The organism is Escherichia sp. HH26CH (genome assembly GCF_009820205.1).
Classification (GTDB): Bacteria; Pseudomonadota; Gammaproteobacteria; order Enterobacterales; family Enterobacteriaceae; genus Escherichia; species Escherichia coli_F.
The window spans coordinates 90,120-114,939 of record NZ_VNXM01000040.1; the positions used below are offsets into that span (position 1 = coordinate 90,120).

Sequence of the window (24,820 nt, forward strand, 5' to 3'; positions counted from 1 at the left end):
TATCTGCATTCAGTTAATTACTCTGCTTAAACCATGAGAGCAGAGAGAAAAAAATGAAATACGATCTCATCATTATTGGCAGCGGCTCCGTAGGTGCTGCCGCCGGGTATTATGCAACCCGTGCCGGTTTAAACGTGCTAATGACCGACGCCCATATGCCACCGCATCAACACGGCAGCCACCACGGCGATACGCGATTAATTCGCCATGCTTATGGTGAAGGCGAAAAGTATGTCCCGCTGGTCCTCCGCGCGCAAACGCTGTGGGATGAACTCTCCCGCCACAACGAAGAAGATCCCATTTTTGTACGCTCGGGTGTCATTAACCTTGGCCCGGCTGATTCCGCATTTCTCGCCAACGTCGCCCACAGCGCTGAACAGTGGCAACTCAACGTTGAAAAGCTCGATGCGCAAGGGATTATGGCACGCTGGCCAGAAATACGCGTCCCGGACAACTACATCGGCTTATTTGAGACTGATTCCGGCTTTTTACGCAGCGAACTGGCGATTAAAACCTGGATCCAACTGGCGAAGGAAGCGGGTTGTGCGCAGTTGTTCAACTGCCCGGTCACCGCAATTCGTCATGACGATGATGGCGTAACTATTGAAACCGCTGACGGTGAGTATCAGGCGAAAAAAGCGATCGTCTGCGCGGGAACATGGGTAAAAGATCTGCTCCCGGAACTGCCTGTCCAGCCCGTACGCAAAGTATTTGCCTGGTATCAGGCCGATGGTCGCTATAGCGTGAAGAATAAATTCCCGGCGTTTACCGGTGAACTGCCCAATGGCGATCAATATTATGGTTTTCCGGCAGAAAACGACGCGTTGAAGATTGGCAAACATAACGGAGGCCAGCTTATCCATTCAGCGGATGAACGTGTTCCGTTTGCGGAAGTCATCAGCGATGGCTCGGAAGCCTTCCCGTTCTTGCGCAATGTGTTGCCGGGTATCGGTTGCTGTCTGTACGGAGCAGCCTGCACTTATGATAATTCGCCTGACGAAGATTTTATTATCGATACTCTACCCGGCCACGATAATACACTGCTCATTACCGGCCTGAGCGGGCACGGTTTTAAATTTGCGTCAGTTTTAGGAGAAATAGCTGCCGATTTTGCGCAAGACAAAAAAAGCGATTTTGATTTGACACCATTCAGGCTTTCCCGCTTCCAATAATCATCATTACGGCCTCCAGAATGAGGCCGTTTTTACAGGAGTATTTAATGCGTCGGCTGTTGCACTATCTCATCAATAATATTCGCGAGCATCTGATGCTTTATCTTTTTCTCTGGGGACTGTTGGCAATTATGGACCTGATCTACGTGTTTTATTTTTAGTTTTTCCGCACTGACATAAACTGACAAATATTTAATCTCCCTTTCATTTAGCGTGAAAAATTGAATGAGATTCTTCCTGCCTCTACAGCACTCACCAGACCTTCCAGATGCTGAACCCACTAAACTTATGAAGATTCTTTCATTATTAATTCAAAATTATTGAAATAAAAATAAATATCATTCAATTTGTTATTTTTGTGTTGCAATTCATTCTCCGACACGCCATTTTCTTTCTCTCGCAAATTCGTTTTGGATGCACTTATGTCATTCACAAATACCCCTGAACGCTATGGTGTTATATCTGCGGCCTTACATTGGCTAAGCGCAATTATTGTCTATGGCATGTTTGCTTTAGGTCTGTGGATGGTCACGCTCAGTTATTACGATGGCTGGTATCACCAGGCACCGGAACTGCATAAAAGCATCGGCATTTTGTTAATGATGGGGCTGGTTATTCGCGTTCTGTGGCGTGTCATATCTCCACCGCCGGGTCCGCTGCCGAGTTATTCGCCCATGACTCGTCTTGCAGCAAAAGCTGGACATCTCGCATTGTACCTATTGCTGTTCGCCATCGGCATCAGCGGCTATCTGATCTCAACTGCCGATGGTAAACCGATCAGCGTTTTTGGCTGGTTTGACGTCCCCGCGACCCTCGCCGACGCTGGCGCACAGGCTGACTTTGCCGGTGCCCTGCATTTTTGGCTCGCGTGGAGCGTCGTAGTACTGTCCGTTATGCACGGATTTATGGCCCTGAAGCATCATTTCATCGATAAAGACGACACTCTGAAGCGCATGCTGGGAAAGTCGTCATCTGACTATGGAGTATAAAAAATGAAAAAAAGCCTGCTTGGTTTAACCTTCGCTTCCTTGATGTTCTCTGCGGGTTCAGCGGTTGCCGCCGATTACAAAATTGACAAAGAAGGTCAGCACGCCTTTGTTAACTTCCGCATCCAGCATCTTGGCTATAGCTGGTTATATGGCACCTTTAAAGATTTCGACGGTACTTTTACCTTTGATGAAAAAAATCCAGCTGCCGATAAAGTGAATGTGACAATTAACACCACCAGCGTCGATACTAATCACGCCGAACGCGATAAACATCTTCGCAGTGCAGATTTCCTCAATACCGCAAAATATCCACAGGCAACATTCACCTCCACTAGCGTAAAGAAAGACGGTGATGAGCTGGATATTACCGGCGATCTGACGCTGAACGGGGTCACCAAACCCGTCACGCTGGAAGCGAAATTAATTGGTCAGGGCGACGACCCGTGGGGCGGTAAACGTGCAGGCTTTGAGGCCGAAGGCAAAATTAAGCTCAAAGACTTCAATATCAAGACAGATTTAGGTCCCGCTTCTCAGGAAGTGGATCTGATTATTTCAGTGGAAGGCGTACAGCAGAAGTAAGCGTGAAATGTTGCCGGATGGCTCGCATCCGGCAATGATATTTATTCTGTTGGATCAGGAATGCCCAGTGTTGTATTCAGACGTCCACGAGACTTATTAAAGATCTTATTGCCATTTTCACGTCCTGCCCGACGGCGTCGCTGTTCTTCTGGCGGTAACGCGCTTTCTTCGCAGCAAATCTCACTGCAACAACCTTTGTATTTTTCTGCACATACTGGACACTGAATAAACAGCAGGTGGCAGCCATCATTTTTACAGTTGGTATGGCTATCGCACGGCGCACCGCACTGGTGGCAATGCGCGATAATCTCATCAGATATACGTTCGCCCATCCGCTCGTCAAACACAAAATTTTTGCCAATAAAACGCACCGGTAAGCCCTGCTCGCGCGCCTTACGGGCGTATTCAATAATTCCGCCTTCGATATGCCAGACTTTATTGAATCCGTTATGTTTCATCCAGGCACTGGCCTTTTCACAACGAATGCCGCCGGTGCAGTACATAACGATTTTTTTATCTTTATGTTCCTGCATCATCTCGACTGCTTTTGGCAGCTGCTCACGGAAGGTATCTGCCGGAATTTCCAGCGCGTTTTCAAAGTGCCCCACTTCATACTCATAGTGGTTACGCATGTCGATAAACAATGCATCGGGATCGTCAAGCATGGCGTTCACTTCTGCCGCTTGCAGATACTCACCAACATTGCTGGCATCAAAGTGAGGATCGTCAATACCGTCGGCTACGATGCGATCGCGCACCTTCATGCGCAGTACCCAGAAGGATTTCCCGTCATCATCCAACGCGATGTTCAGACGTAAGCCATCTAAAGCCGGGTCGAAGCCGTATAGCTGTGCGCGAAATGTTTCAACATTGCTCGCAGGTACACTGATTTGCGCGTTAATCCCCTCATGCGCCAGATACACTCGCCCAAAAATATTCAGCGCAGTAAACAGCTGATATAAAGCGTCACGGGTCGCTTTCGGATCGGCGATGTGGAAATACTTATAAAACGAAATGGTGGTGCGCGGTTCGCGCTCAGCCAACATTTTGGCTTTCAGCGCGTCGTTGGAAATGCGGTTGTGTAACACTGGCATGGTGTACGGTTCCTGCGAGATGGGAAAGTAAAAATCCGCGGCATGATATAGCAATTATCGATAATTAACATCCACACATTTTACGCTACATTTGCACATTAAAAATTATTTATTATTTACAAGCGCGGTAATTTCGCCCAGTCTTCACCCACAAATTTTGGTTGCGGGCGAAAAAATGCGACAATACATACAATTGCCCGAATAGGTTGAAAAACAGGATTGATATGACGAATCTACCCAAGTTCTCCACCGCACTGCTTCATCCGCGTTATTGGTTAACCTGGTTGGGTATTGGCGTACTTTGGTTAGTCGTGCAATTGCCCTACCCGGTTATCTACCGCCTCGGTTGTGGATTAGGAAAACTGGCGTTACGTTTTATGAAACGACGCTCAAAAATTGTGCATCGCAACCTGGAACTGTGCTTCCCGGAAATGAGCGAACAAGAACGCCGTGAAATGGTGGTGAAGAATTTCGAATCTGTTGGTATGGGGCTGATGGAAACCGGCATGGCGTGGTTCTGGCCAGACCGCAGGATCGCCCGCTGGACGGAAGTGATCGGCATGGAACACATTCGTGACGTGCAGGCGCAACAACGCGGCATCCTGTTAGTTGGCATCCATTTTCTGACTCTGGAGCTGGGTGCGCGGCAATTTGGTATGCAGGAACCCGGGATTGGCGTTTACCGCCCGAACGATAACCCACTGATTGACTGGCTACAAACCTGGGGCCGTTTGCGCTCAAATAAATCAATGCTCGATCGCAAAGATTTAAAAGGCATGATTAAAGCCCTGAAAAAAGGCGAAGTGGTCTGGTACGCACCGGATCATGATTACGGCCCGCGCTCAAGCGTTTTCGTCCCGTTGTTTGCCGTTGAGCAGGCTGCGACCACAACCGGAACCTGGATGCTGGCACGGATGTCCGGCGCATGTCTGGTGCCCTTCGTTCCACGCCGTAAGCCAGATGGCAAAGGGTATCAGTTGATTATGCTACCGCCAGAGTGTTCTCCGCCGCTGGATGATGCCGAAACCACCGCCGCATGGATGAACAAAGTGGTCGAAAAATGCATCATGATGGCACCAGAGCAGTATATGTGGTTACACCGTCGCTTTAAAACACGTCCGGAAGGCGTTCCTTCACGCTATTAAATCTCCCAAGCCGGATGCTTCAAAATGGCATCCGGCATTACCACAGCAAATCCCCCTGATTTAGCGATAAAAGCTCTCTGGATTGCGCCCCCTGGAAGTCGGGCGCATAATTAGTGTGCTTATCTTTTCTTCTTATGTTCACCGCGCCTGGCGCACCAACAGCGGATTGCTATGTCACCCTGTGAAAATGACACCCCTATAAACTGGAAACGAAACCTGATCGTCGCCTGGCTAGGCTGTTTTCTTACCGGTGCCGCCTTCAGCCTGGTAATGCCCTTCTTACCCCTCTACGTTGAGCAGCTTGGCGTTACCGGCCACTCCGCCTTGAATATGTGGTCCGGTATTGTCTTCAGCATTACATTTTTATTTTCTGCCATCGCCTCACCGTTTTGGGGTGGACTCGCCGACCGTAAAGGACGAAAACTCATGCTATTACGCTCTGCCCTTGGGATGGGCATCGTGATGGTGTTAATGGGGATGGCACAAAATATCTGGCAGTTTTTGATCCTGCGGGCGCTGCTTGGTTTGCTTGGCGGATTTGTTCCCAACGCTAATGCTCTTATCGCCACACAAGTACCGCGTAATAAAAGCGGCTGGGCGCTGGGTACGCTCTCCACAGGCGGCGTTAGCGGCGCGTTGCTCGGCCCAATGGCTGGTGGTTTGCTTGCCGATAGCTACGGCTTACGTCCGGTATTCTTTATTACCGCCAGTGTGCTGATACTATGCTTTTTCGTCACCCTGTTTTGCATCCGAGAAAAATTCCAGCCAGTCAGCAAAAAAGAGATGCTGCATATGCGGGAAGTGGTGACATCACTTAAAAACCCGAAACTGGTACTCAGCCTGTTTGTCACCACGTTAATCATCCAGGTGGCGACGGGTTCAATTGCCCCTATTCTGACGCTGTATGTCCGCGAACTGGCGGGTAACGTCAGTAATGTCGCCTTTATCAGCGGCATGATCGCCTCGGTGCCAGGCGTGGCTGCTCTGCTGAGTGCACCACGACTCGGCAAACTTGGCGATCGAATCGGCCCCGAAAAGATCCTGATTACGGCGCTGATCTTTTCTGTACTGCTGTTGATCCCAATGTCTTATGTTCAGACGCCATTGCAACTTGGGATTTTACGTTTTTTGCTCGGTGCCGCGGATGGTGCACTACTCCCCGCCGTACAGACACTCTTAGTTTACAACTCGAGCAACCAAATCGCCGGGCGTATCTTCAGCTATAACCAATCGTTTCGTGATATTGGCAACGTTACCGGACCATTGATGGGAGCAGCGATTTCAGCGAACTACGGTTTCAGAGCGGTATTCCTCGTCACCGCTGGCGTAGTGTTATTCAACGCAGTCTATTCATGGAACAGTCTGCGCCGTCGTCGGATACCCCAGGTATCAAACTGATTTTTCGCCTTTCATACTTGCAATAGCGGAGAATCAGCTATCCTTTTCCCTGAAACCTCATCAACTCAAAGGGAGAATCGTGATGACCATGTACGCAACGCTTGAAGAAGCCATTGACGCTGCACGCGAAGAATTTCTTGCAGACAACCCCGGCATCGACGCCGAAAATGCGAATGTGCAACAGTTCAATGCCCAAAAATACGTTTTGCAGGACGGCGACATCATGTGGCAAGTTGAGTTTTTTGCCGACGAAGGGGAAGAAGGTGAATGTTTACCTATGCTTAGCGGTGAAGCCGCGCAAAGTGTTTTTGATGGCGACTATGATGAGATAGAGATCCGCCAGGAGTGGCAGGAAGAGAATACATTACATGAATGGGACGAGGGGGAATTTCAGCTTGAGCCACCGCTGGATACCGAGGAAGGACGGGCAGCGGCTGATGAGTGGGATGAACGTTAATTACTCATACGAGCCATGATGAATGTCGATCGGCAGCAGTAAAGTATCAAAAACCAGGGAGAATGGCAGATCAAGGATCGTGACGTAACGCCAGGCGGAGTCACGCACATCCCATTGCACACCGGGATAATATTGGTTGCCATGCCCCTGCCCCGGTATAGTGCGACTAATGATGCTGCCACAGCCACACAGCAAGGTCACCATGATGCTCACCATAATTAAACGCATTTGATACCCCTTCCGTAAAAAAATACCGGCATAACGCCGGTATTTTTATTGGCTCGTTGTTTTTGCCTAATGCGGCGTGAACGCCTTATCCGACCTACAAAATCTTGTAAAATCAACACATTGCAGGAGCAATGTAGGCCTGATAAGCGTAGCGCATCAGGCAACTACGTTTTTATTGCGAAGCCGTATCCGGTTTACGCAATGCCTGTGGATTGAGCTTTATCCCTTCGTAATAACTCACCCATGAAGAATATCTCTCAGGGGAATTCCAGACGCGGAAATGCAGACGGGCCATCGTCACCGGATCGCTTAGCAGCACCAGGCGACGATCGCGATTCAGCTTCTCTGGCGTCTCGTTCAGCGCCTGTTCAACGTGGCGGTCACGGGCGATTTCCAGCACCTTACTGGCGCGGTGACGCGCCGTCGCCATGGCGGTTGCCAGAGCGTTAAATGACGGGTTAAACACCGCATGCATAAAGCCATCGTCGAGGGAGCGTTGACGATTCATCTCGAGGAAACGATCGGTATCAAGCAGTACCTGCGGCGGTGAATACTCTTCCGGGATCAGGAACAGTTTCCATCGTTTGGTACGCAGACCCACTGTAGTACGGCTGGAGATCACCGAAACAAACGGTGACAGGATCAACGAGAAAACAATCGGTGCCAGCCAGAACAGGAAACGCAGATCCAGCCACGCCATACCAACCGCCCACACTAACCCCAGCAGCAGCTGAGAGCCGTGGCGTTTGAATGCTTCGCCCCAGGAAGTGGAGTCATCATCACGCTGCGGTGAATTCCACACCACTTCCCAGCCAAGGAACGCGCTGACGACGAAGACCGTATGGAACAGCATGCGTACCGGAGCCAACAGCACGGAAAACAGCACTTCCAGCAGCAACGATAATGTAACGCGCCAGAAGCCGCCGTATTCTTTCGTTCCTTTGCACCAGATAAGCAAAATGCTCAATAACTTCGGCAGGAACAACAGCACCATGGTCGAAGCAAAAAGTGCAATCGCCAGCTCAGGACGCCACTGCGGCCACACCGGGAATAACTGCCGTGGTTGCAGGAAGTATTGCGGTTCGGTCAACGCATGCACTACCTGCAATGCAGTAGAGAGCGCGAGGAACATAAACCACAGCGGCGCGGAGAGATAAGACATCACGCCCGTCAGGAATACCGCACGGTGAACCGGGTGCATACCCTTAACCAGGAACAGGCGGAAGTTCATCAGGTTACCGTGGCACCAGCGGCGGTCACGTTTTAGCTCATCAAGCAAGTTAGGCGGCAATTCTTCATAAGAACCCGGGAGATCGTAAGCAATCCACACCCCCCAACCTGCACGGCGCATCAACGCCGCTTCCACGAAGTCATGTGACAGGATTGAACCGGCAAAGGAACCTTCGCCCGGCAGCGGAGCCAGTGCGCAGTGCTCGATAAACGGTTTCACGCGGATAATCGCGTTATGTCCCCAGTAGTGCGACTCGCCAAGTTGCCAGAAGTGCAAACCGGCTGTAAACAGTGGCCCATACACGCGGGTCGCGAACTGCTGACAGCGCGCATACAGCGTATCCATACCGGACGCTTTCGGCGACGACTGAATGATCCCGGCGTTCGGGTTGGCTTCCATCAGGCGCACCAGGCCGCACAAACAATCACCGGTCATTACCGAGTCAGCATCCAGCACCACCATGTAGCTGTACTGGCTGCCCCAGCGACGGCAGAAGTCATCGATATTACCGCTTTTACGCTTCACGCGACGACGGCGGCGGCGATAGAAAATCTGACCTTCGCCACCGACTTCAGCGATCAGCTCCATCCACGCTTTTTGCTCTGCGACGCAGATATCCGGGTTGTAACTATCACTCAAAATGTAGACATCAAAGTGTTTGGCATTCCCGGTGGCTTTTACTGATTCCCACGTTGCACGCAGGCCAGCAAAAACACGGTTCACGTCTTCGTTACAGATAGGCATGATCAACGCCGTGCGATGCTCCGGGTTTAATGGTTCATCGCCAACTGTCGACGCAGATATACTGTATTTATCGCGACCAATAAGCAGTTGCAGGAAGCCCATCAACGCCGTCCAGAATCCGGCGGACACCCAACAGAACAGCACCGCAAAGAGGATCAGGATACCGGTTTGCAGCATATAAGGCAGAAGCTGCATAAAGGAAACCCACAGATCCTGACCAACCATATCCATAGGATTAATCAGCGCCCACCCCTGATATGGAAGAATGGTCTTCATATACCAGGTCGCGACAACAGTTTGCGCGAGCGTCAGGATTAACAGAATGTAACGGCGGATGGTGCCGACGGTACGCCACTTTTGCTCGCTCTCCTGCTCTTCTTTGGTCAAACGAGCCAGATAGCGCGGCGTTACATCGCGTCCACGCAGGCGATCCCAGAAACGGCCTACCGGGTTGGTACGCCACGGGTCGGGAAACATCGAGGAGCGTTTTGCTTCTGGCATCGCCTTAAGCTGATCGCGCCCTTCATCGTCTTTAATTAACTGTCCATCAGCAAGTGAATCTGGCCAGGCTTGTTCCAGACGCGCCTTTACCGAGCCTTGCGGGGAGTCATCCTCCCGCGCCCAGGTGCGGTGTTCGGCATCCAGCGCCTGATGAACGGCGCGGATATCAGTCTTCGGCAATGCCGCTTTCTCGCTTGCGGCGATGGGCATTGCGTCAATGTACTCAGTTGTCTTATTCATTGGCAGGTAACTGGTAGCTCCAGGTTTCACTCAACGTCTGATCGGCATTCACCAGCGCAGCACGCATTTCAGTGGTTTTCTTGGCATCTTTCACTTTCACACGCATCACCAGACGCCAGCCTTTGGTAACCGGGTTATAGCGCACCGTGCTTTCAACTATCTCACCATTATCACCAATGCTGGTTTGCGCTGTGACCGGGGTATCCTCTGGCAGTTTTTTCATCTCTGCGCCGGTAAAATCGACCACAAAGGCGATAGTACCGTCAGGCTGGCGAATCAGGTTCGACTGCTTCACATCCCCCGTTGAACGACGCGTTTGTTGCACCCATGCGTTATCTGGTGCATGCAGTTTGTCTTCATCACGGCTAAAGGTGATGGTGTATTTAAAGTTCATCTCTTTACCCGGCTCCGGCAGCTGATCCGGCGTCCAGTAAGCGACGATGTTATCGTTGGTTTCATCGTTGGTTGGAATTTCCACCAGCTCAACGCTGCCTTTGCCCCAGTCCCCTTTCGGAGTCACCCATGCGCTTGGACGGAGGTCGTAACGATCATCGAGATCTTCGAAGCGGGAGAAATCACGACCGCGCTGCAACAGACCGAAGCCTTGCGGATTTTCCATCGAGAAGCTGCTGACCGCTAAATGTTTCGGGTTATTCAACGGACGCCAGATCCACTCACCATTACCGGCATGGATAGAGAGACCGTTAGAGTCGTGCAATTCCGGGCGATAGTTATTTGCAGGCGACGGTTGGTTCGGCCCAAACAGGAACATACTGGTTAACGGTGCAACCCCCAGTTTGCCGACTTTATCGCGCAGATAGATTTTCGACTGCACATCCACAACCGTGTCACGCCCTGGCATAACCACGAATTTGTAAGCACCTGTCGCACGCGGCGAGTCAAGCAATGCATAAATGGTTAAACGTTTATCAGTCGGTTTTGGACGCTCGATCCAGAACTCTTTGAAACGTGGAAATTCTTCACCCGATGGCAAGGCGGTATCAATTGCCAGGCCGCGGGCAGAAAGGCCATAAACCTGACCTGCGCCAATCACGCGGAAATAGCTGGCCCCGAGCATGCTGACGATTTCATCGTTTTTATCTTTGCTGTTGATCGGGTAAAGCACTTTAAAACCGGCAAAACCAAGGTCTTTTACCGTGTCTTTATCATGCTGAACATCGCCGAAAGTGAAATAATCCGGGCTGTATTTGATTCGTTTGACTGCGGTGGCAGTCACTTCATTTATTTTGACCGGGGTATCGAAGTACATACCCTGATGGTAGAACTCGAGTTTGAATGGGGTCTTCAGATTGTTCCAGTACGCTTTGTCATGATTAAACTGGATCTGCTGATAGTCCGCGTATTTCATGTCGCGGAAAACGGAGGGCAAGTTGCTTTTAGGCGCCTCATAGCCTTTCCCGGCTAAGGATTGAGCTTGCTTTGCGACATCATCAATACTGAAAGCCCAGCTTGAAGATGTATACAGGGTTAACATTACTGCAGCACTCAACCAACGCATTTTCATCATTTGTAGTTTATGTTTCATAATTAGTAAGCACTTCCCCCTTTGTGTGCTTATATCGATCCGATCTATTTTAATGGATAACCAGCCATTCCGACAACAGAATCCCGGTATCGTTCAGCACGCTGGCTCATGGATTAAGCACCTGATTGCAACCGTTTTCACTTTCCGTGCTTCTCCTAAAGACAGAAGCATCGACTTCGTGTAGGGTTTGCCAGCAAATTTATTTATCAACCGTCTTACAGACGCTTCCATTCTGGTTAGTGGTAGCGATGATGCTATGCATAAAAACCTTGAAGCCTGCGTCTGGCGCGGTCAGGTCGGTGTCGCTATGGCAACAAGCCTAAAGGCATAACCCGACAGGGATAAGACGAAAAATCCGAGATTAGTTAACCATATATGAACCCAGTACCCGCGCAACGTGAATATTTCCTCGACTCCATCCGCGCCTGGCTGATGTTGTTAGGGATCCCTTTTCATATTTCTTTAATCTATTCGAGCCATACATGGCATGTGAATAGCGCCGAACCGTCATTATGGCTGACCCTTTTTAATGACTTCATCCACTCGTTCCGCATGCAGGTATTTTTCGTTATATCCGGGTACTTTTCTTACATGCTTTTTTTACGCTATCCCTTGAAAAAATGGTGGAAAGTACGTGTCGAACGTGTAGGGATCCCGATGTTAACAGCCATCCCCCTACTGACATTGCCGCAATTTATTATGCTGCAATACGTCAAAGGGAAAGCGGAAAGTTGGCCTGGGCTGTCATTGTATGACAAATATAATACGTTGGCCTGGGAATTAATATCACACCTGTGGTTTTTACTGGTGTTAGTGGTCATGACGACGCTGTGCGTATGGATATTTAAACGCATCAGAAATAATTTAGAAAATTCTGATAAAACGAATAAAAAATTCTCGATGGTAAAATTATCGGTGATTTTTTTGTGCCTCGGCATCGGTTATGCGGTAATAAGAAGAACGATTTTTATTGTGTATCCACCCATTCTGAGTAACGGCATGTTCAATTTTATTGTCATGCAAACGTTATTTTATTTGCCGTTCTTTATCTTCGGCGCACTGGCTTTCATTTTCCCTCATCTTAAAGCCTTGTTTACCACGCCGTCTCGTGGCTGTACCCTTGCAGCAGCATTGGCATTTGTCGCTTACTTACTCAACCAGCGCTATGGCAGTGGCGATGCCTGGATGTACGAAACCGAGTCGGTGATCACGATGGTCCTCGGTCTGTGGATGGTGAATGTGGTCTTCTCCTTCGGCCACCGTTTGCTTAACTTCCAGTCAGCGCGGGTGACTTACTTTGTTAACGCATCGCTATTTATCTATCTGGTTCACCACCCGTTAACGCTGTTTTTCGGCGCGTACATTACACCGCACATCACCTCCAACTGGCTTGGTTTTCTCTGTGGCCTGATATTCGTAGTAGGGATTGCGATAATTCTGTATGAAATTCATTTACGCATCCCGTTACTGAAGTTTTTGTTCTCTGGTAAACCGGTTGTTAAGCGTGAGAACGATAAAGCACCAGCCCGTTAAGCCGCGTTTACAATAACCATTCCACAGGCAATATCGACGCCAGTCTGACCATAACCCGCTTCCAGAAACTGGTAGCGGGTTCTTTTTTGAGAACAATTTCTTTCTTTGCATGACGATCAACCCAGTTGATCCGCCCCCACCTGTCCAGACGGAGCTGCCAGGCCGCATCATACTGGCTCTGAATAAAGCGTTTATCAATTAACTGTGCCAGCGTTTCGCTCTCTATCACGAACCCCATTTCAGTATTGAGCAATGTCGAACGTGGATCGAAATTGAAAGAGCCAATAAACACCGTTTTACCATCGATGCTAAAGGTTTTAGCATGCAGGCTGGCACCGGAATTACCGGTTATGCCGCGATCGTGTAACGTACTACTTTGTTCACGCGTCGGCTTGAGTTCATATAATTCCACGCCGTAGCGGAGCAATTTTTTGCGCCAGCGCGCGTATCCGGCATGGACGACAGCAACATCGTTAGCGGCAAGAGAATTGGTTAGGATCGCAATCTTTACCCCTTTTCTCACCATCCGTAAGAGTTGCGCCACACCTGCGCGTGTCGGTACAAAATAGGAAGAGATAATATCGATGCGTTCACTGGGTGAGCCCATGATATCGAACAGGCGCTGCGGTAACAGTGAATGCCGTTTTGCCTTGCCTTCCCCTTTCGCCGGATCATCACTTAATAAACGTGTTTTCGCCCAGATAAGCGGCAACGTTCCATCAACCAGATGATTTATAAACGGGCTGGATTCCATTTTGCGTAAATAACGATGCGTCATGGCATCGTCATGCCAGGAGGCGGGTAACTCGATGCGATCCGCCATTTCACCTTCCGGGACATCCAGCACCTGCTGTAAGGGTGAAACCGATTTACAATACCAGTAGCGGGCGAAATCATCGGCAACGTCCTCTACAACTGGTCCTATTGCCATGACATCTAAATCCGAAAAAAGTGGCTCTTCCCCTGCACCAAAATAGGCATCACCAATATTTCGTCCCCCCACCAGAGTCACCACACCATCGACGGTGAAACTTTTATTGTGCATACGGCGATTGAGACGGGAAAAGTCGGTGATATAACCAAGCGGACGTAGCAGTCGAAACGAAAAAGGATTAAAAAGTCGGACTTCAATGCGGGGATGACTGTCAAGCAAGCGTAAAATGTCGTCAAGTCCGGGTGTATTGTTGTCGTCCAGCAACAAACGGACGCGAACGCCACGCTTTGCTGCGGCTAACAGGGCGGAAAACAGTAACCGACCCGACATATCGTCCTGCCAGATGTAATACTGAACATCCAGCGTATGCTCTGCCATTTCGGCCAGACGATACCGGGCGGCAAACGCATCCAGACTTTTCTCCAGAGGAAAAAGGCCACACTGACCGGGATGTTGCGAACACAGTGGCAGCACCGCGCTCGCCAGCCGGGGCAAATCATTCATCTCCTTGTTGGGTAAGGAGTCTTTCGTAGAGGTGGGCGTTTTCTTCATCATAACAGACAAAGTATACCTGTTCGGGTAAAGCGTGACGGGTAATAAATTCTGAAACGGTTTTTACTGCGATTTCAGCCGCTGCCGCGCGAGGGTAACCATAAACCCCAGTACTAATTGCAGGAAAAGCCACTGACGTATAGCTGTTTGCCGCCACCAGTCGTAGGCTATTGAGATAGGCATCCTGCAAAAGCTGGTCTTCGTTTTGTTCACCACCACGCCAGACTGGGCCGACGGTGTGCACTACGGCTTTCGCGGGAAGATCGCCTGCAAGCGTAATAACGGCATGCCCCGTAGGGCAATCGCCCTGCTGTTGCCTGACTTTTAAACAGGCATCCAGAAGGGCCGGACCCGCTGCGCGATGAATGGCTCCATCGACGCCGCCGCCTCCCATTAATGACGGATTAGCCGCATTCACAATCACATCAACGGCCAGTTTGGTAATATCACCCTGCACAACATGAATACGCGTTTTCATAACGCCTCCTTACACCTTCTTGTTTCTTAAGTGTACAGCAGGCTTTTTGGTTAAATCGCATTTTTCTGCTCAGCAAGGTGAGTTGTTCAGAAACTTAGTTATATTCGATGTTCATTACAGCCAGCTTTTTCTGTTTATCAAGATACTGCACTTTTACTGAGGCTATTTGCGCGTTTTTGACATTGCCGCTCATTAACGCTTTGCTGGAATAGGTTCTGCCCGGAACAGAGCCATTCTGTGGGCAGTTCATTTCTACGGGTGATGACTGGGTGCTGACGTCACATGCCGGTTCCACAATTTGGCCATAAAAATGGATCACGCCCCCTTGCGCGGTGCTTCCTGCGATGGCAATAAAAGGAAAAAACAAACTGCCGAGCATAAGAGAGTTTAAAAAAGGTCTGAACATTTATTCTATTTCCTCAATGATTAGTCATCCTTGAGGGTTGTGTTATCCATACTTTCAGGTTGGCTGATCCGCAGCAGACCATTCTCTCCAGATTCATCTTATGCTCGATATTTCAACAAATTAAGACTTTTCTGAAGAGGGCGGCCATTGTTGTGATAAATGAAGTGACTGTCCATCAGAAACAGTAACAACTATTTTCACCCGATCGTCCGGGGAAATATTTAAACTCAACTTCGTCAAAGCAATGGGTTGATTAGCAGGCAATGAGAGGGTCTTTTCTTGCTTCGTCTGACTTTGCCCTGAACTGCCTTCGCGCAGGGACAATATTTGTACTCTGCACAGACAAGATTGAGTAAGAGTGACTTCAGGAATAATGGTGTACATATCCCCTTGCTGGGTCGTATTAAAGGTTATCTGACTGGAAAGTGCCGCAAGGAGTAATAACGCATTCATATTCTTCTCCCGAAAAAAAACAGGGCTTGCGCCCTGTTTCTTTAATACAGTGGATGTATTAGTACTGATGAGCGGTCGCGTTGTTACCAAAGCCAACCTGAGTGACGTTAACGCTGGAGTTAGATGCAGTCTGGTCAACAGCAGCACCGTTACCGCCACCGAACTGTTTAACAGTCATAGTAGAATCTTTACCATTCCACTGATCAAGAGTGGCGCTGTTACCGAAGCCACGCTGAGTCAGATCGATTGAGCTGTCATCTGAGCCCTGACCAACATCTGCACCGTTACCACCACCGTGCTGGGTAATAGTCAAGTCAGAGTTACGGGCATCAGTTTGCAGAGCAAGTGCAGAGTTACCGCCACCGTACTGGTAAATGTTCAGCTCTGAATTTGGGCCGCTATTATTACCGCCACCGCCATGGTGACCGCCGCCGCCGTACTGAGGAACAACACCTGCCAGAGCGCTACCAGAGAATACGATTGCTGCAATTGCTGCTACTTTTAAAAGTTTCATGTAAAACCCCCATCGGATTGATTTAAAAGTCGAATGGAAATTAACGTTGTGTCACGCGAATAGCCATTTGCGACTGTCTCTGCACTACAATTGCCGTTTTTTGAGTACCATACTGTGTAATATTTGCTTTATTACCAGAACCTTTCTGGATAATCATCGCAGTATTACCATAAGCACCTTGCGAAATACTGGCATCGTTGGCATTGCCCGCCTGATCAATATATGCAAGGTTATAATCTCCTGTCTGGTCAATCTTTGCCCGGTTGCTACTACCTTCTTGCGCAACAACCGCCAAAAGTTTTGAGCCTCCCTGCCGTAACTGAGCACTATTATTAGTCCCAGCTTGACCAATTATGGCTGCCTGATTAAATGAAGACTTACTCAATTCATTTACCGCGAAGTTATATTCTGAATTAGCTAAATCATAACCTGCTGCGGCTGCAATCCCAGGCGCACCCAGTATTGTTAACATCATAAATAACAATTTGTTTTTCATGTTGTCACCCTGGACCTGGTCGTACATTTAAGAAATTAAATCATTTCAACTTGGTTGTTAACGCAACCTGTATTTTGTTAACGCTGCGTTACGATGGAAAGTATGTCTGCGGAAATATTTTTAATAACTCACCCGCGCGTTGTATTTTTCTTTTTTTGTTCATACCAAAGTATTAAAACCCACGTAAATACGCTGTTATCTACGCAAAAAAATATTTTGTTTTCTTTTAAATTTCGGTTTTCCGCAATCAAAAATCACCAGACAGTCATTCTTCTTGCCCGTCGCTGATTGCTGCGATATGTCTTGCGCACAAGCCGTGACAAACCTCGTCTTTTTGCAGTAAAAAATTGTCCACGGAGGTGTGGAGAAAAAACAAGAACGTTTTACATGACGAAAGGACTACACCGAAATATTTTTTATATGCATTATTAGCAAGTTAGCACCATTTGTATGATTTTTTAAAATTGTGCAAGAAAAACCAAATGTACAACTTTTCTATCATTTCTAAACTTAATAAAACCTTAAGATTAACATTTTAATATAACGAGTTACATTTAGTTACATGTTTAACACTTGATTTAAGATTTGTAATGGCTAGATTGAAATCAGATGTAATCCATTAGTTTTATATTTTACCCATTTAGGGCTGATTTATTACTACACACAGCAGTGCAACATCTGTCAGTACTTCTGGTGCTTCTATTTTAGAGGCAGCTGTCAGGTGTGCGATCAATAAAAAAAGCGGGGTTTCATCATGTTTAATGAAGTCCATAGTATCCATGGTCATACATTATTGTTGATCACTAAACCTTCTTTGCAGGCGACAGCTCTCTTGCAGCACCTTAAACAATCGCTGGCAATTACAGGAAAATTACATAATATTCAACGTTCTCTGGACGATATATCTTCAGGCTCTATTATTCTTCTGGATATGATGGAAGCGGATAAAAAGCTTATCCATTATTGGCAGGATACTTTGAGCAGGAAAAACAACAATATCAAAATATTGTTGCTAAATACGCCTGAAGATTACCCGTACCGCGACATTGAAAACTGGCCTCATATCAACGGCGTTTTTTATGCCATGGAGGATCAAGAACGTGTTGTCAATGGGTTGCAAGGCGTCCTGCGCGGCGAATGCTACTTTACGCAAAAGCTTGCCAGTTACCTGATTACGCATTCAGGTAACTATCGTTATAACAGCACGGAATCAGCCCTCCTTACTCATCGGGAAAAAGAGATCCTGAATAAGCTGCGTATCGGCGCGTCTAATAACGAGATCGCTCGTTCGTTGTTCATCAGCGAAAATACGGTTAAAACGCATCTTTATAATCTTTTCAAGAAGATAGCCGTAAAAAACCGGACTCAAGCGGTTTCCTGGGCAAACGATAACCTCAGGCGATAAAACCATGAAACGTTATTTACGCTGGATTGTGGCGGCAGAATTCCTGTTCGCCGCAGGGAATCTTCACGCCGTTGAGGTAGAAGTCCCGGGCTTGTTAACTGACCATACTGTTTCATCTATTGGCCATGATTTTTACCGAGCCTTTAGTGATAAATGGGAAAGTGACTATACGGGTAACTTAACGATTAATGAAAGGCCCAGTGCACGATGGGGAAGTTGGATCACAATAACGGTCAATCAGGACGTTATTTTCCAGACTTTTTTATTCCCGTTGAAAAGAGACTTCGAAAAAACTGTCGTCTTTGCACTGATTCAAACTGAAGAAGCACTAAATCGTCGCCAGATAAATCAGGCGTTATTGAGTACGGGCGATTTGGCGCATGATGAATTCTAAATAAAAAATTGTTCGGAGGCTGCAATGCGTGTCAAACATGCAGTAGTTCTACTCATGCTTATTTCGCCTTTAAGTTGGGCTGGAACCATGACTTTCCAGTTCCGTAATCCAAACTTTGGTGGTAACCCAAATAACGGTGCTTTTTTATTAAATAGCGCCCAGGCACAAAACTCTTATAAAGATCCGAGCTATAACGATGACTTTGGTATTGAAACGCCCTCAGCGTTAGATAACTTTACCCAGGCCATCCAGTCACAAATTTTAGGTGGGCTACTGTCGAATATTAATACCGGCAAACCGGGCCGCATGGTGACCAACGATTATATTGTCGATATCGCTAACCGCGATGGTCAATTGCAGTTGAATGTGACGGATCGCAAAACCGGACAAACCTCGACCATCCAGGTTTCGGGTTTACAAAATAACTCAACCGATTTTTAAGCCCCAGCTTCATAAGGAAAATAATCATGCAGCGCTTATTTCTTTTGGTTGCCGTCATGTTACTGAGCGGATGCTTAACCGCCCCGCCTAAAGAAGCCGCCAGACCGACATTAATGCCTCGTGCTCAGAGCTACAAAGATTTGACCCATCTGCCAGCGCCGACGGGTAAGATCTTTGTTTCGGTATACAACATTCAGGACGAAACCGGGCAATTTAAACCCTACCCGGCAAGTAACTTCTCCACTGCTGTTCCGCAAAGCGCCACGGCAATGCTGGTCACGGCATTGAAAGATTCTCGCTGGTTTATACCGCTGGAGCGCCAGGGCTTACAAAACCTGCTTAACGAGCGCAAGATTATTCGTGCAGCACAAGAAAACGGCACGGTTGCCATTAATAACCGAATCCCGCTGCAATCTTTAACGGCGGCAAATATCATGGTTGAAGGTTCGATTATCGGTTATGAAAGCAACGTTAAATCGGGCGGTGTTGGGGCAAGATATTTTGGGATCGGTGCAGACACGCAATACCAGCTCGATCAGATTGCCGTGAACCTGCGTGTCGTCAATGTGAGTACCGGTGAGATCCTCTCCTCGGTGAACACCAGTAAGACGATACTTTCCTATGAAGTTCAGGCGGGGGTCTTCCGCTTTATTGACTACCAGCGCTTGCTGGAAGGGGAAGTAGGTTACACCTCGAACGAACCCGTTATGCTGTGCCTGATGTCGGCTATCGAAACAGGCGTCATTTTCCTGATTAATGATGGTATCGACCGCGGTCTTTGGGATTTGCAGAACAAAGCAGAACGGCAGAATGACATTCTGGTGAAATACCGCCATATGTCGGTTCCACCGGAATCCTGATAGATAAAAATGCCGGAATTATCATCCGGCATTTTACTGTTCAAGCGAAAGCGTGAGTGCCCCTCACGCTTTATTTTTGATTTGCTGCTCACGGTGAGCGGTCTTCGTACTACGCGCCGCCAGCCACAAGCCGCTGTTTTTCATTGCGTAACCAAATACCAGTCCAAGCGCCAGCGAAGGTAACACCAGTTTCCAGTCACCCTGCCCGGCAAACGTCGCGCATGCGCCTATAAACGTCCCCGGAACAAATGAAAGCAGCAGCTGTTTCGCCTGAATACACATCAGAAACGCGACAATACCAGTTATGACATAACCGAGAATTTCCAGATGTGGTGCCAGTGCACTACCGTAAATAATGACCATCGCCCACACCACGCCACTAAGCAGGGTTGCAGCGGAGATCGCCAGCCCTTTCAGCCCACCTTGCGGGCAGGCAAAGTAGGCCGTACAGCCCAGGAAGCCCGCCCAGCTTAGTAAGCCCAGGGAAACAGCCACCCATCCCCAGATACCGGAGAGAATGCCTGTTGTGATTGCAATAGAGAGAAGTATGTTCATGCCGCGCATGATAGCAGAAAACGCGGCCATGAATGAGATCGAGCACACATTTTATGCAACAACAAATTATCTGTTGCAGTTATGAGTGATGGAGATCACATTTACTCTTCAGAATCTTCTTCCAGCTCGTCCCACATTGCACTAATAGCATCGCGGGTTAGCGGTGCCATGGTGCGCCAGAAAGGCGTAGTTGCATGGGCCTCCACTTTGCCAAGGAACGCACCACACCAGGGTAACAGATACTCACTGAACAGTGTTTCCAGTGTTTCGCTCTCATCTTCCGTTGACTGATCTTCCAGCCAGGAAGCCGCGAGCAGCAATGTACCGATGTGATCGGCTGGCGTATCCGCTAATGGCATCCCTCGTTCGGAAAGAAAAGCGCGCACTTCCGCTTCCGTCGCGCCCTCAACCCATGCGCTACGATATGGCGGCACAGCACATTCATCGCCGATAAACAACGCATTGTAATCGGCAGAGACTTGCGCCATATCACAGCTTTTCTGTAAACGCGTCAGTAACTCATCCTGCTCCAGTGGCCAGTTCGCAGCCAGTTTCCCCTCACGAATCAGGGTAAACAGCGGCACCAGTAAAGGATCTTGCGGTTGGCGGTAATAGAGCGAACCCAGCACACGACAGAGGATAGAAAACTCATTCATTAATATATTTCCATGACTAGTAATTAAAGGTCTGCAAATTCCGCAATCGGTGCCATACCGCGAGATTCAAGGAAGTTCAGTAAGCGGCGCGGAGAAACATTCAAAATGCGCTCTGGCGGAAAATCTACCGCGTCGAGGATTTTAAGACACTCTTCAAATTCCCCCATGGTAAACGCAGTGTGAGAATCCGAGCCTAATGCCACCCAACCTCCAGCGTCACGTACCGCTGCGGCTACCGCACGACAGTTGTCTTCACTGCCCTTACGTGAGTGTAAAAATGAGGAATTATTGATTTCCAGCGCCACCTGATGTTTCGCCGCAGCTTCAGAAACAGCTTTAAAATCAATTGGATATCGTGGATTTCCGGGATGACTTATTATATGCACATTGCCGCTGGCGATAGTGGCGATCATCGCTTGCGTATTGGTCGCTTTATCATGTGGTGCAAAAACCGGTTCATGAAAGCCGGCAATAATTAGATCCAGCGAATCAAACATTTTGCCACTGCAGTCAATTTCACCATCAACATTTTTAATGTTAGCTTCGATACCACGCAGGATCCCTACCCCATCAACCATTCGCGGCCAGATACGCATGTTAATGAAGTGCCAGTGATGCGGCGCATCTTCCATGTCCGGGCCATGATCGGTGATCGCAAAAAGTTTAATGCCCTTTTGTTTGGCCTGGGCAATATAATCACTTAATGTGCTATATGCATGCGTGCTGGCAACGGTATGCATATGAAGGTCGACGGGATACATAACTCTCTCCTGTATTCAATTCCCGCCAAGGATAGCAGGAAACCTGATGCTTTATTAGTAGCCGCGTGCGCGGTCGACTTGCCCGCAGACCCTCTCCCCTTTTTCGAGCTGGGCAATGGTGCGAGAAATGTACTCCACAGCTTCAGCGGGACGGGTAATCGCGGCGACATGTGGTGTTATCGCCACGCGTGGATGTTGCCAGAGCGGACTTTCCGGCGGTAAAGGTTCGCGATTAAAAACATCCAGCATTGCACCTTTAACTTTGCCGCTATCCAGCACCGCGAGCAGGTCATCTACCACGACATGAACACCACGCGCCAGGTTGAGGAGATACGCGCCATCCGGTAATTTTTCGAGTAATTGTTGATTAATAATGCCGACGGTTTCAGGGGTATCCGGTAACAAATTAATCAATACCCGGCATTGGCTCAGAAATGCAGAGAGTTCTTCCCGTCCGGCAAAACTTTGCACGCCAGGCCACGATTTACGGGTTCGACTCCAGCAACGCAGCGGGAAGCGCCAGGTTTGCAGACTCTGTGCAACTTTACTGCCCAGTACGCCTGCGCCCAAAATGCCGATGGTAAAATCTTCCCGATGATATTCAGGCAGCGGTTGCCAATGCGAACTATTTTGCTGGATGCGGTAATCGTCAAAACGTCGAAACCAATGCAGCACCTGACTGACAGCATATTCCTGCATTTGCTCGCCCATACCGGTATCTTCCAGGCGAAAAAGTGGAACAGAAGGCTTCAGCATTTCAGGGTGTGCCTGTAGCTTGCTCAAAATAGAATCAACACCGGCCCCGAGTGCGAACACCGCTTTAAGATCGCGCCCTGCCAGCATTTCAACTGGAGGATGCCAGACTAAAGCATAATCAGCAGAGTCATTATCTCCGCTTTTCCATGCTCTGACTCTTGCCTGAGGAATAGCTTTGCGCAGTGCCTCAATCCACCATTGGGTATCGAACGTTGGGTGATAAAAGATGATGTCCATACTGACTCCCGAAAAGCGTTGCGCGAAATTTATTCGCACTTATCGTTATGATCTACAAAGGCCACCAGCATAACAAATCCGTGGTCGGTGGCAAAAAAAGCAGATTTCGCTTATTAAAACTGCATATTGATTGAAGTTTGAATAAACGCGCGATTTTTTAAAAAAGTTTGTTGACCTCAGGTCATGATTTCCCTAAATTAGCGCCCGTTCCAGCACGACAGGAACGACAATTTGGTGAGGTGTCCGAGTGGCTGAAGGAGCACGCCTGGAAAGTGTGTATACGGCAACGTATCGGGGGTTCGAATCCCCCCCTCACCGCCATCTTTAAAGAAGAGCTCGTACGAAAGTACGGGCTTTTTTTTCGTATATTGCACACACCGGGGGGATGAGAAGCCCCGACAGGGGTTCGACAACTGGCGACAGCCAGTTGGACAGACCGTGAACGCAGTGAGCGGGCTGCCCGCAGGGCGAGCGAAGCGAGTCAATCCCCCCTCACCGCCATCTTTAAAGAAGAGCTCGTACGAAGGTACGGGCTTTTTTTTCGTATATTGCACACACCGGGGGATGAAAAGCCCCGACCGGGGTTCGACAACTGGCGACAAACTCAATCATCATCCTTGCAGTTGATAAGAATTTCTGCCTCTTTTACAACTATCTTATTACGTCCGGTTTCTTTCGCTTCATATAGTGCATTATCAGCCATTCGATAGATTTCATTCGGATTTAACGCACTTCCCTGAGTCACCACAGCGCCAATGCTAATCGTCACTTTTTGCGGTATGGCGTATTCAGGATTATCGCCTGTCAAACGCTCTACATTTGCCCTTATCCTTTCGGCTAAAACTTTCGCGCTTTCAGTATCGGTCTCCGTCAGCAAGACGCCAAACTCTTCGCCGCCAACGCGTGCTAAAAGGTCATTTGGTCGTATGCTTTTCCCAATGATGCTCACCACTGTTTTTATCACCTGATCGCCAACCGGATGCCCCCACGTATCGTTAACTTTTTTAAAGTGATCGATATCCATAATCATGACACAATAAGACGTTTTTTGGGCTGATGCTGATTGAGCCTTCAGTTCATTGAAAAAATAATTCCTGTTAAATATATTAGTTAATGGATCGCGATGGGCAATGTTCTTTGTTACTCGTAGCGCACTGAAAATATGGCACATAAATATTACCATAACGGTTAATTTACTGACTACTTCAATAGTGCGGCTAATATACCAAGTGGACACACTATACCTGCTCATAAATAACAGAGAGATATTATACAGCACGGCACAGAAAGCAATCACTGATACTCCATTCCAGATATCACAGCGTAAACCATTAAAGTATAGATTAACCAAAAGCAAGATTAACCACATGAAAATCATTATGGTAACATATGAGGTTTTCCAGACTACCTGACCATTTTCATTTGTTAACTCGGCAATATGTAAACTGTAGTCATCATAATGACTACTTAGCATGTGAGCAACTGCCGCCCCCCCAAAAATAAAAAATAGGCTTATACACAATGTCATTTTTTTGGAAAAAAAACAGCGTTTCTTATTGTTTTCACTAACTTTATTCACCAGCGCTAGCAATATTAACATGCACAAACTCATCTGACGAAACAAATAATAAATTGCAATATCATTTTGTACAACGCTGCTTATCAAATGCCCCTCAATAAATTGCTGAATGATAATGACAGTTTTAACAAAGTAAATCAAACAACTCAGAAACGCTAAACTAAGTATGCAGTTTGAAAATTGCACACGATCATAAATGAAATACAATTGCATGAAAATAAATGCAACGGTATCGATAAAAAATAAAGCAATCATAACCATTAGATAGGTTGATCGTGGAACAACCTCCTCAACGGTTGGCTGATTAAACCAACTATTTACCAAAACGAATGCAAGCCCAAACAATAAGCTCACCAATACAGTACTACTAATTCCCAAATAGTCTTTTTCCATAAAGCTACACCAATCTGTAGGTTGTAGATCCCTTTCTGTCACTAATAGATATAAGAACTGTACTGTTGTCAATATAAAAATCCACCACAAACA

27 protein-coding genes, 1 tRNA gene and 1 other RNA gene are annotated in these 24,820 nt (G+C 48.0%); 14 read left to right on the forward strand and 15 right to left on the reverse strand.

The window, feature by feature from the left end:
* The first annotated feature begins 53 nt into the window (after positions 1–53).
* The 4 genes from solA to FQ015_RS14470 all read left to right on the forward strand — a co-directional run bounded on the left by solA (position 54) and on the right by FQ015_RS14470 (position 2,740).
* A complete protein-coding gene (gene solA, locus FQ015_RS14455; RefSeq protein ID WP_039021657.1) occupies positions 54–1,172 on the forward strand; it encodes an N-methyl-L-tryptophan oxidase in 1,119 nt (372 codons plus the stop codon).
* A 47-nt stretch (positions 1,173–1,219) separates the two neighbouring features.
* Complete coding sequence (locus tag FQ015_RS14460) at positions 1,220–1,333, forward strand: YceO family protein (RefSeq protein WP_001253418.1); 114 nt, start codon at positions 1,220–1,222, stop codon at positions 1,331–1,333.
* A gap of 261 nt (positions 1,334–1,594) precedes the next feature.
* Complete coding sequence (locus FQ015_RS14465; protein WP_039021656.1) at positions 1,595–2,161, forward strand: cytochrome b; 567 nt, start codon at positions 1,595–1,597, stop codon at positions 2,159–2,161.
* A 3-nt stretch (positions 2,162–2,164) separates the two neighbouring features.
* Positions 2,165–2,740, forward strand: coding sequence for a YceI family protein (locus FQ015_RS14470; protein ID WP_000749261.1), 576 nt, complete (start codon positions 2,165–2,167; stop codon positions 2,738–2,740).
* 41 nt (positions 2,741–2,781) lie between these two features.
* On the opposite strand, the gene trhO is transcribed toward FQ015_RS14470, so the two are convergent.
* Entirely contained in the window at positions 2,782–3,834 is a 1,053-nt protein-coding gene (gene trhO / locus FQ015_RS14475; RefSeq protein ID WP_001353290.1) for an oxygen-dependent tRNA uridine(34) hydroxylase TrhO, read from the reverse strand.
* Between the two features lie 224 nt (positions 3,835–4,058).
* On the opposite strand from trhO, the gene lpxL reads away from it, so the two are divergent.
* From lpxL to FQ015_RS14490, 3 genes are all read left to right on the forward strand, one after another.
* Complete coding sequence (gene lpxL / locus FQ015_RS14480) at positions 4,059–4,979, forward strand: kdo(2)-lipid IV(A) lauroyltransferase (protein WP_039021655.1); 921 nt, start codon at positions 4,059–4,061, stop codon at positions 4,977–4,979.
* Positions 4,980–5,150: 171 nt separating this feature from the next.
* Positions 5,151–6,377, forward strand: a complete 1,227-nt coding sequence (mdtG, locus tag FQ015_RS14485; protein ID WP_032183921.1) for a multidrug efflux MFS transporter MdtG — start codon at positions 5,151–5,153, stop codon at positions 6,375–6,377.
* Positions 6,378–6,459: 82 nt separating this feature from the next.
* On the forward strand, positions 6,460–6,834 hold the full coding sequence (locus tag FQ015_RS14490) for a MysB family protein (RefSeq protein WP_000180063.1): 375 nt from the start codon (positions 6,460–6,462) through the stop codon (positions 6,832–6,834).
* On the opposite strand, the gene FQ015_RS14495 is transcribed toward FQ015_RS14490, so the two are convergent.
* The 3 genes from FQ015_RS14495 to mdoG form a co-directional block, all read right to left on the reverse strand.
* The gene (locus tag FQ015_RS14495; protein WP_039021654.1) at positions 6,835–7,062 is read right to left on the reverse strand and encodes a YceK/YidQ family lipoprotein; all 228 of its coding nucleotides are present in this window, start codon (positions 7,060–7,062) and stop codon (positions 6,835–6,837) included.
* Between the two features lie 172 nt (positions 7,063–7,234).
* Positions 7,235–9,778, reverse strand: a complete 2,544-nt coding sequence (mdoH, locus tag FQ015_RS14500; protein WP_072039643.1) for a glucans biosynthesis glucosyltransferase MdoH — start codon at positions 9,776–9,778, stop codon at positions 7,235–7,237.
* Positions 9,771–11,306: a glucans biosynthesis protein MdoG gene (mdoG, locus tag FQ015_RS14505; RefSeq protein ID WP_077782421.1), complete on the reverse strand. Its 1,536-nt coding sequence runs from the start codon at positions 11,304–11,306 to the stop codon at positions 9,771–9,773. Before mdoG ends, mdoH begins: the two co-directional genes overlap by 8 nt.
* A 393-nt stretch (positions 11,307–11,699) precedes the next feature.
* On the opposite strand from mdoG, the gene mdoC reads away from it, so the two are divergent.
* Positions 11,700–12,857, forward strand: coding sequence for a glucans biosynthesis protein MdoC (mdoC, locus tag FQ015_RS14510; protein ID WP_160524205.1), 1,158 nt, complete (start codon positions 11,700–11,702; stop codon positions 12,855–12,857).
* 7 nt (positions 12,858–12,864) lie between these two features.
* Here mdoC and clsC read toward each other — a convergent pair whose 3' ends face one another.
* From clsC to csgB, 6 genes are all read right to left on the reverse strand, one after another.
* The gene (clsC, locus tag FQ015_RS14515) at positions 12,865–14,346 is read right to left on the reverse strand and encodes a cardiolipin synthase ClsC (RefSeq protein WP_001353293.1); all 1,482 of its coding nucleotides are present in this window, start codon (positions 14,344–14,346) and stop codon (positions 12,865–12,867) included.
* On the reverse strand, positions 14,288–14,821 hold the full coding sequence (ymdB, locus tag FQ015_RS14520) for an O-acetyl-ADP-ribose deacetylase (RefSeq protein ID WP_000857405.1): 534 nt from the start codon (positions 14,819–14,821) through the stop codon (positions 14,288–14,290). The genes clsC and ymdB overlap by 59 nt, the downstream gene beginning before the upstream one ends.
* A 94-nt stretch (positions 14,822–14,915) precedes the next feature.
* The gene (ymdA, locus tag FQ015_RS14525; protein WP_000489582.1) at positions 14,916–15,227 is read right to left on the reverse strand and encodes a protein YmdA; all 312 of its coding nucleotides are present in this window, start codon (positions 15,225–15,227) and stop codon (positions 14,916–14,918) included.
* Positions 15,228–15,347: 120 nt separating this feature from the next.
* On the reverse strand, positions 15,348–15,680 hold the full coding sequence (csgC, locus tag FQ015_RS14530) for a curli assembly chaperone CsgC (RefSeq protein WP_000992818.1): 333 nt from the start codon (positions 15,678–15,680) through the stop codon (positions 15,348–15,350).
* A 58-nt stretch (positions 15,681–15,738) separates the two neighbouring features.
* A complete protein-coding gene (gene csgA / locus FQ015_RS14535; RefSeq protein ID WP_039021652.1) occupies positions 15,739–16,194 on the reverse strand; it encodes a curli major subunit CsgA in 456 nt (151 codons plus the stop codon).
* Positions 16,195–16,234: 40 nt separating this feature from the next.
* On the reverse strand, positions 16,235–16,690 hold the full coding sequence (gene csgB, locus FQ015_RS14540) for a curli minor subunit CsgB (RefSeq protein WP_001360656.1): 456 nt from the start codon (positions 16,688–16,690) through the stop codon (positions 16,235–16,237).
* A gap of 754 nt (positions 16,691–17,444) precedes the next feature.
* On the opposite strand from csgB, the gene csgD reads away from it, so the two are divergent.
* Genes csgD through csgG form a run of 4 tightly spaced genes read left to right on the forward strand, consistent with a single transcriptional unit; the run spans position 17,445 to position 19,790 of the window.
* Positions 17,445–18,095, forward strand: coding sequence for a biofilm master transcriptional regulator CsgD (gene csgD, locus FQ015_RS14545; RefSeq protein WP_000481500.1), 651 nt, complete (start codon positions 17,445–17,447; stop codon positions 18,093–18,095).
* Positions 18,096–18,099: 4 nt separating this feature from the next.
* Positions 18,100–18,489: a curli production assembly/transport protein CsgE gene (gene csgE, locus FQ015_RS14550; RefSeq protein WP_000833288.1), complete on the forward strand. Its 390-nt coding sequence runs from the start codon at positions 18,100–18,102 to the stop codon at positions 18,487–18,489.
* Between the two features lie 24 nt (positions 18,490–18,513).
* Complete coding sequence (csgF, locus tag FQ015_RS14555; protein WP_001264088.1) at positions 18,514–18,930, forward strand: curli production assembly/transport protein CsgF; 417 nt, start codon at positions 18,514–18,516, stop codon at positions 18,928–18,930.
* Between the two features lie 26 nt (positions 18,931–18,956).
* Complete coding sequence (gene csgG, locus FQ015_RS14560; protein WP_001189321.1) at positions 18,957–19,790, forward strand: curli production assembly/transport protein CsgG; 834 nt, start codon at positions 18,957–18,959, stop codon at positions 19,788–19,790.
* A 63-nt stretch (positions 19,791–19,853) separates the two neighbouring features.
* On the opposite strand, the gene FQ015_RS14565 is transcribed toward csgG, so the two are convergent.
* From FQ015_RS14565 to ghrA, 4 genes are all read right to left on the reverse strand, one after another.
* Complete coding sequence (locus FQ015_RS14565; RefSeq protein WP_001309402.1) at positions 19,854–20,345, reverse strand: DUF1097 domain-containing protein; 492 nt, start codon at positions 20,343–20,345, stop codon at positions 19,854–19,856.
* A 101-nt stretch (positions 20,346–20,446) separates the two neighbouring features.
* Positions 20,447–21,001 (reverse strand): molecular chaperone YcdY, encoded by a 555-nt coding sequence (gene ycdY / locus FQ015_RS14570; protein WP_039021651.1) that lies wholly within the window; start codon positions 20,999–21,001, stop codon positions 20,447–20,449.
* A 23-nt stretch (positions 21,002–21,024) separates the two neighbouring features.
* Positions 21,025–21,762: a zinc-binding phosphatase gene (ycdX, locus tag FQ015_RS14575; protein WP_000283651.1), complete on the reverse strand. Its 738-nt coding sequence runs from the start codon at positions 21,760–21,762 to the stop codon at positions 21,025–21,027.
* 54 nt (positions 21,763–21,816) lie between these two features.
* The gene (ghrA, locus tag FQ015_RS14580; protein ID WP_160524206.1) at positions 21,817–22,755 is read right to left on the reverse strand and encodes a glyoxylate/hydroxypyruvate reductase GhrA; all 939 of its coding nucleotides are present in this window, start codon (positions 22,753–22,755) and stop codon (positions 21,817–21,819) included.
* 233 nt (positions 22,756–22,988) lie between these two features.
* On the opposite strand from ghrA, the gene FQ015_RS14585 reads away from it, so the two are divergent.
* Together FQ015_RS14585 and FQ015_RS14590 are read left to right on the forward strand one after the other, a co-directional pair.
* A tRNA-Ser gene (locus FQ015_RS14585) sits at positions 22,989–23,076 on the forward strand.
* A 44-nt stretch (positions 23,077–23,120) separates the two neighbouring features.
* Positions 23,121–23,256: non-coding RNA, RtT sRNA (locus FQ015_RS14590), on the forward strand.
* 103 nt (positions 23,257–23,359) lie between these two features.
* Here the strand turns inward: FQ015_RS14590 and FQ015_RS14595 are convergent.
* Entirely contained in the window at positions 23,360–24,727 is a 1,368-nt protein-coding gene (locus FQ015_RS14595; protein WP_000409829.1) for a GGDEF domain-containing protein, read from the reverse strand.
* Positions 24,728–24,820: the final 93 nt, after the last annotated feature.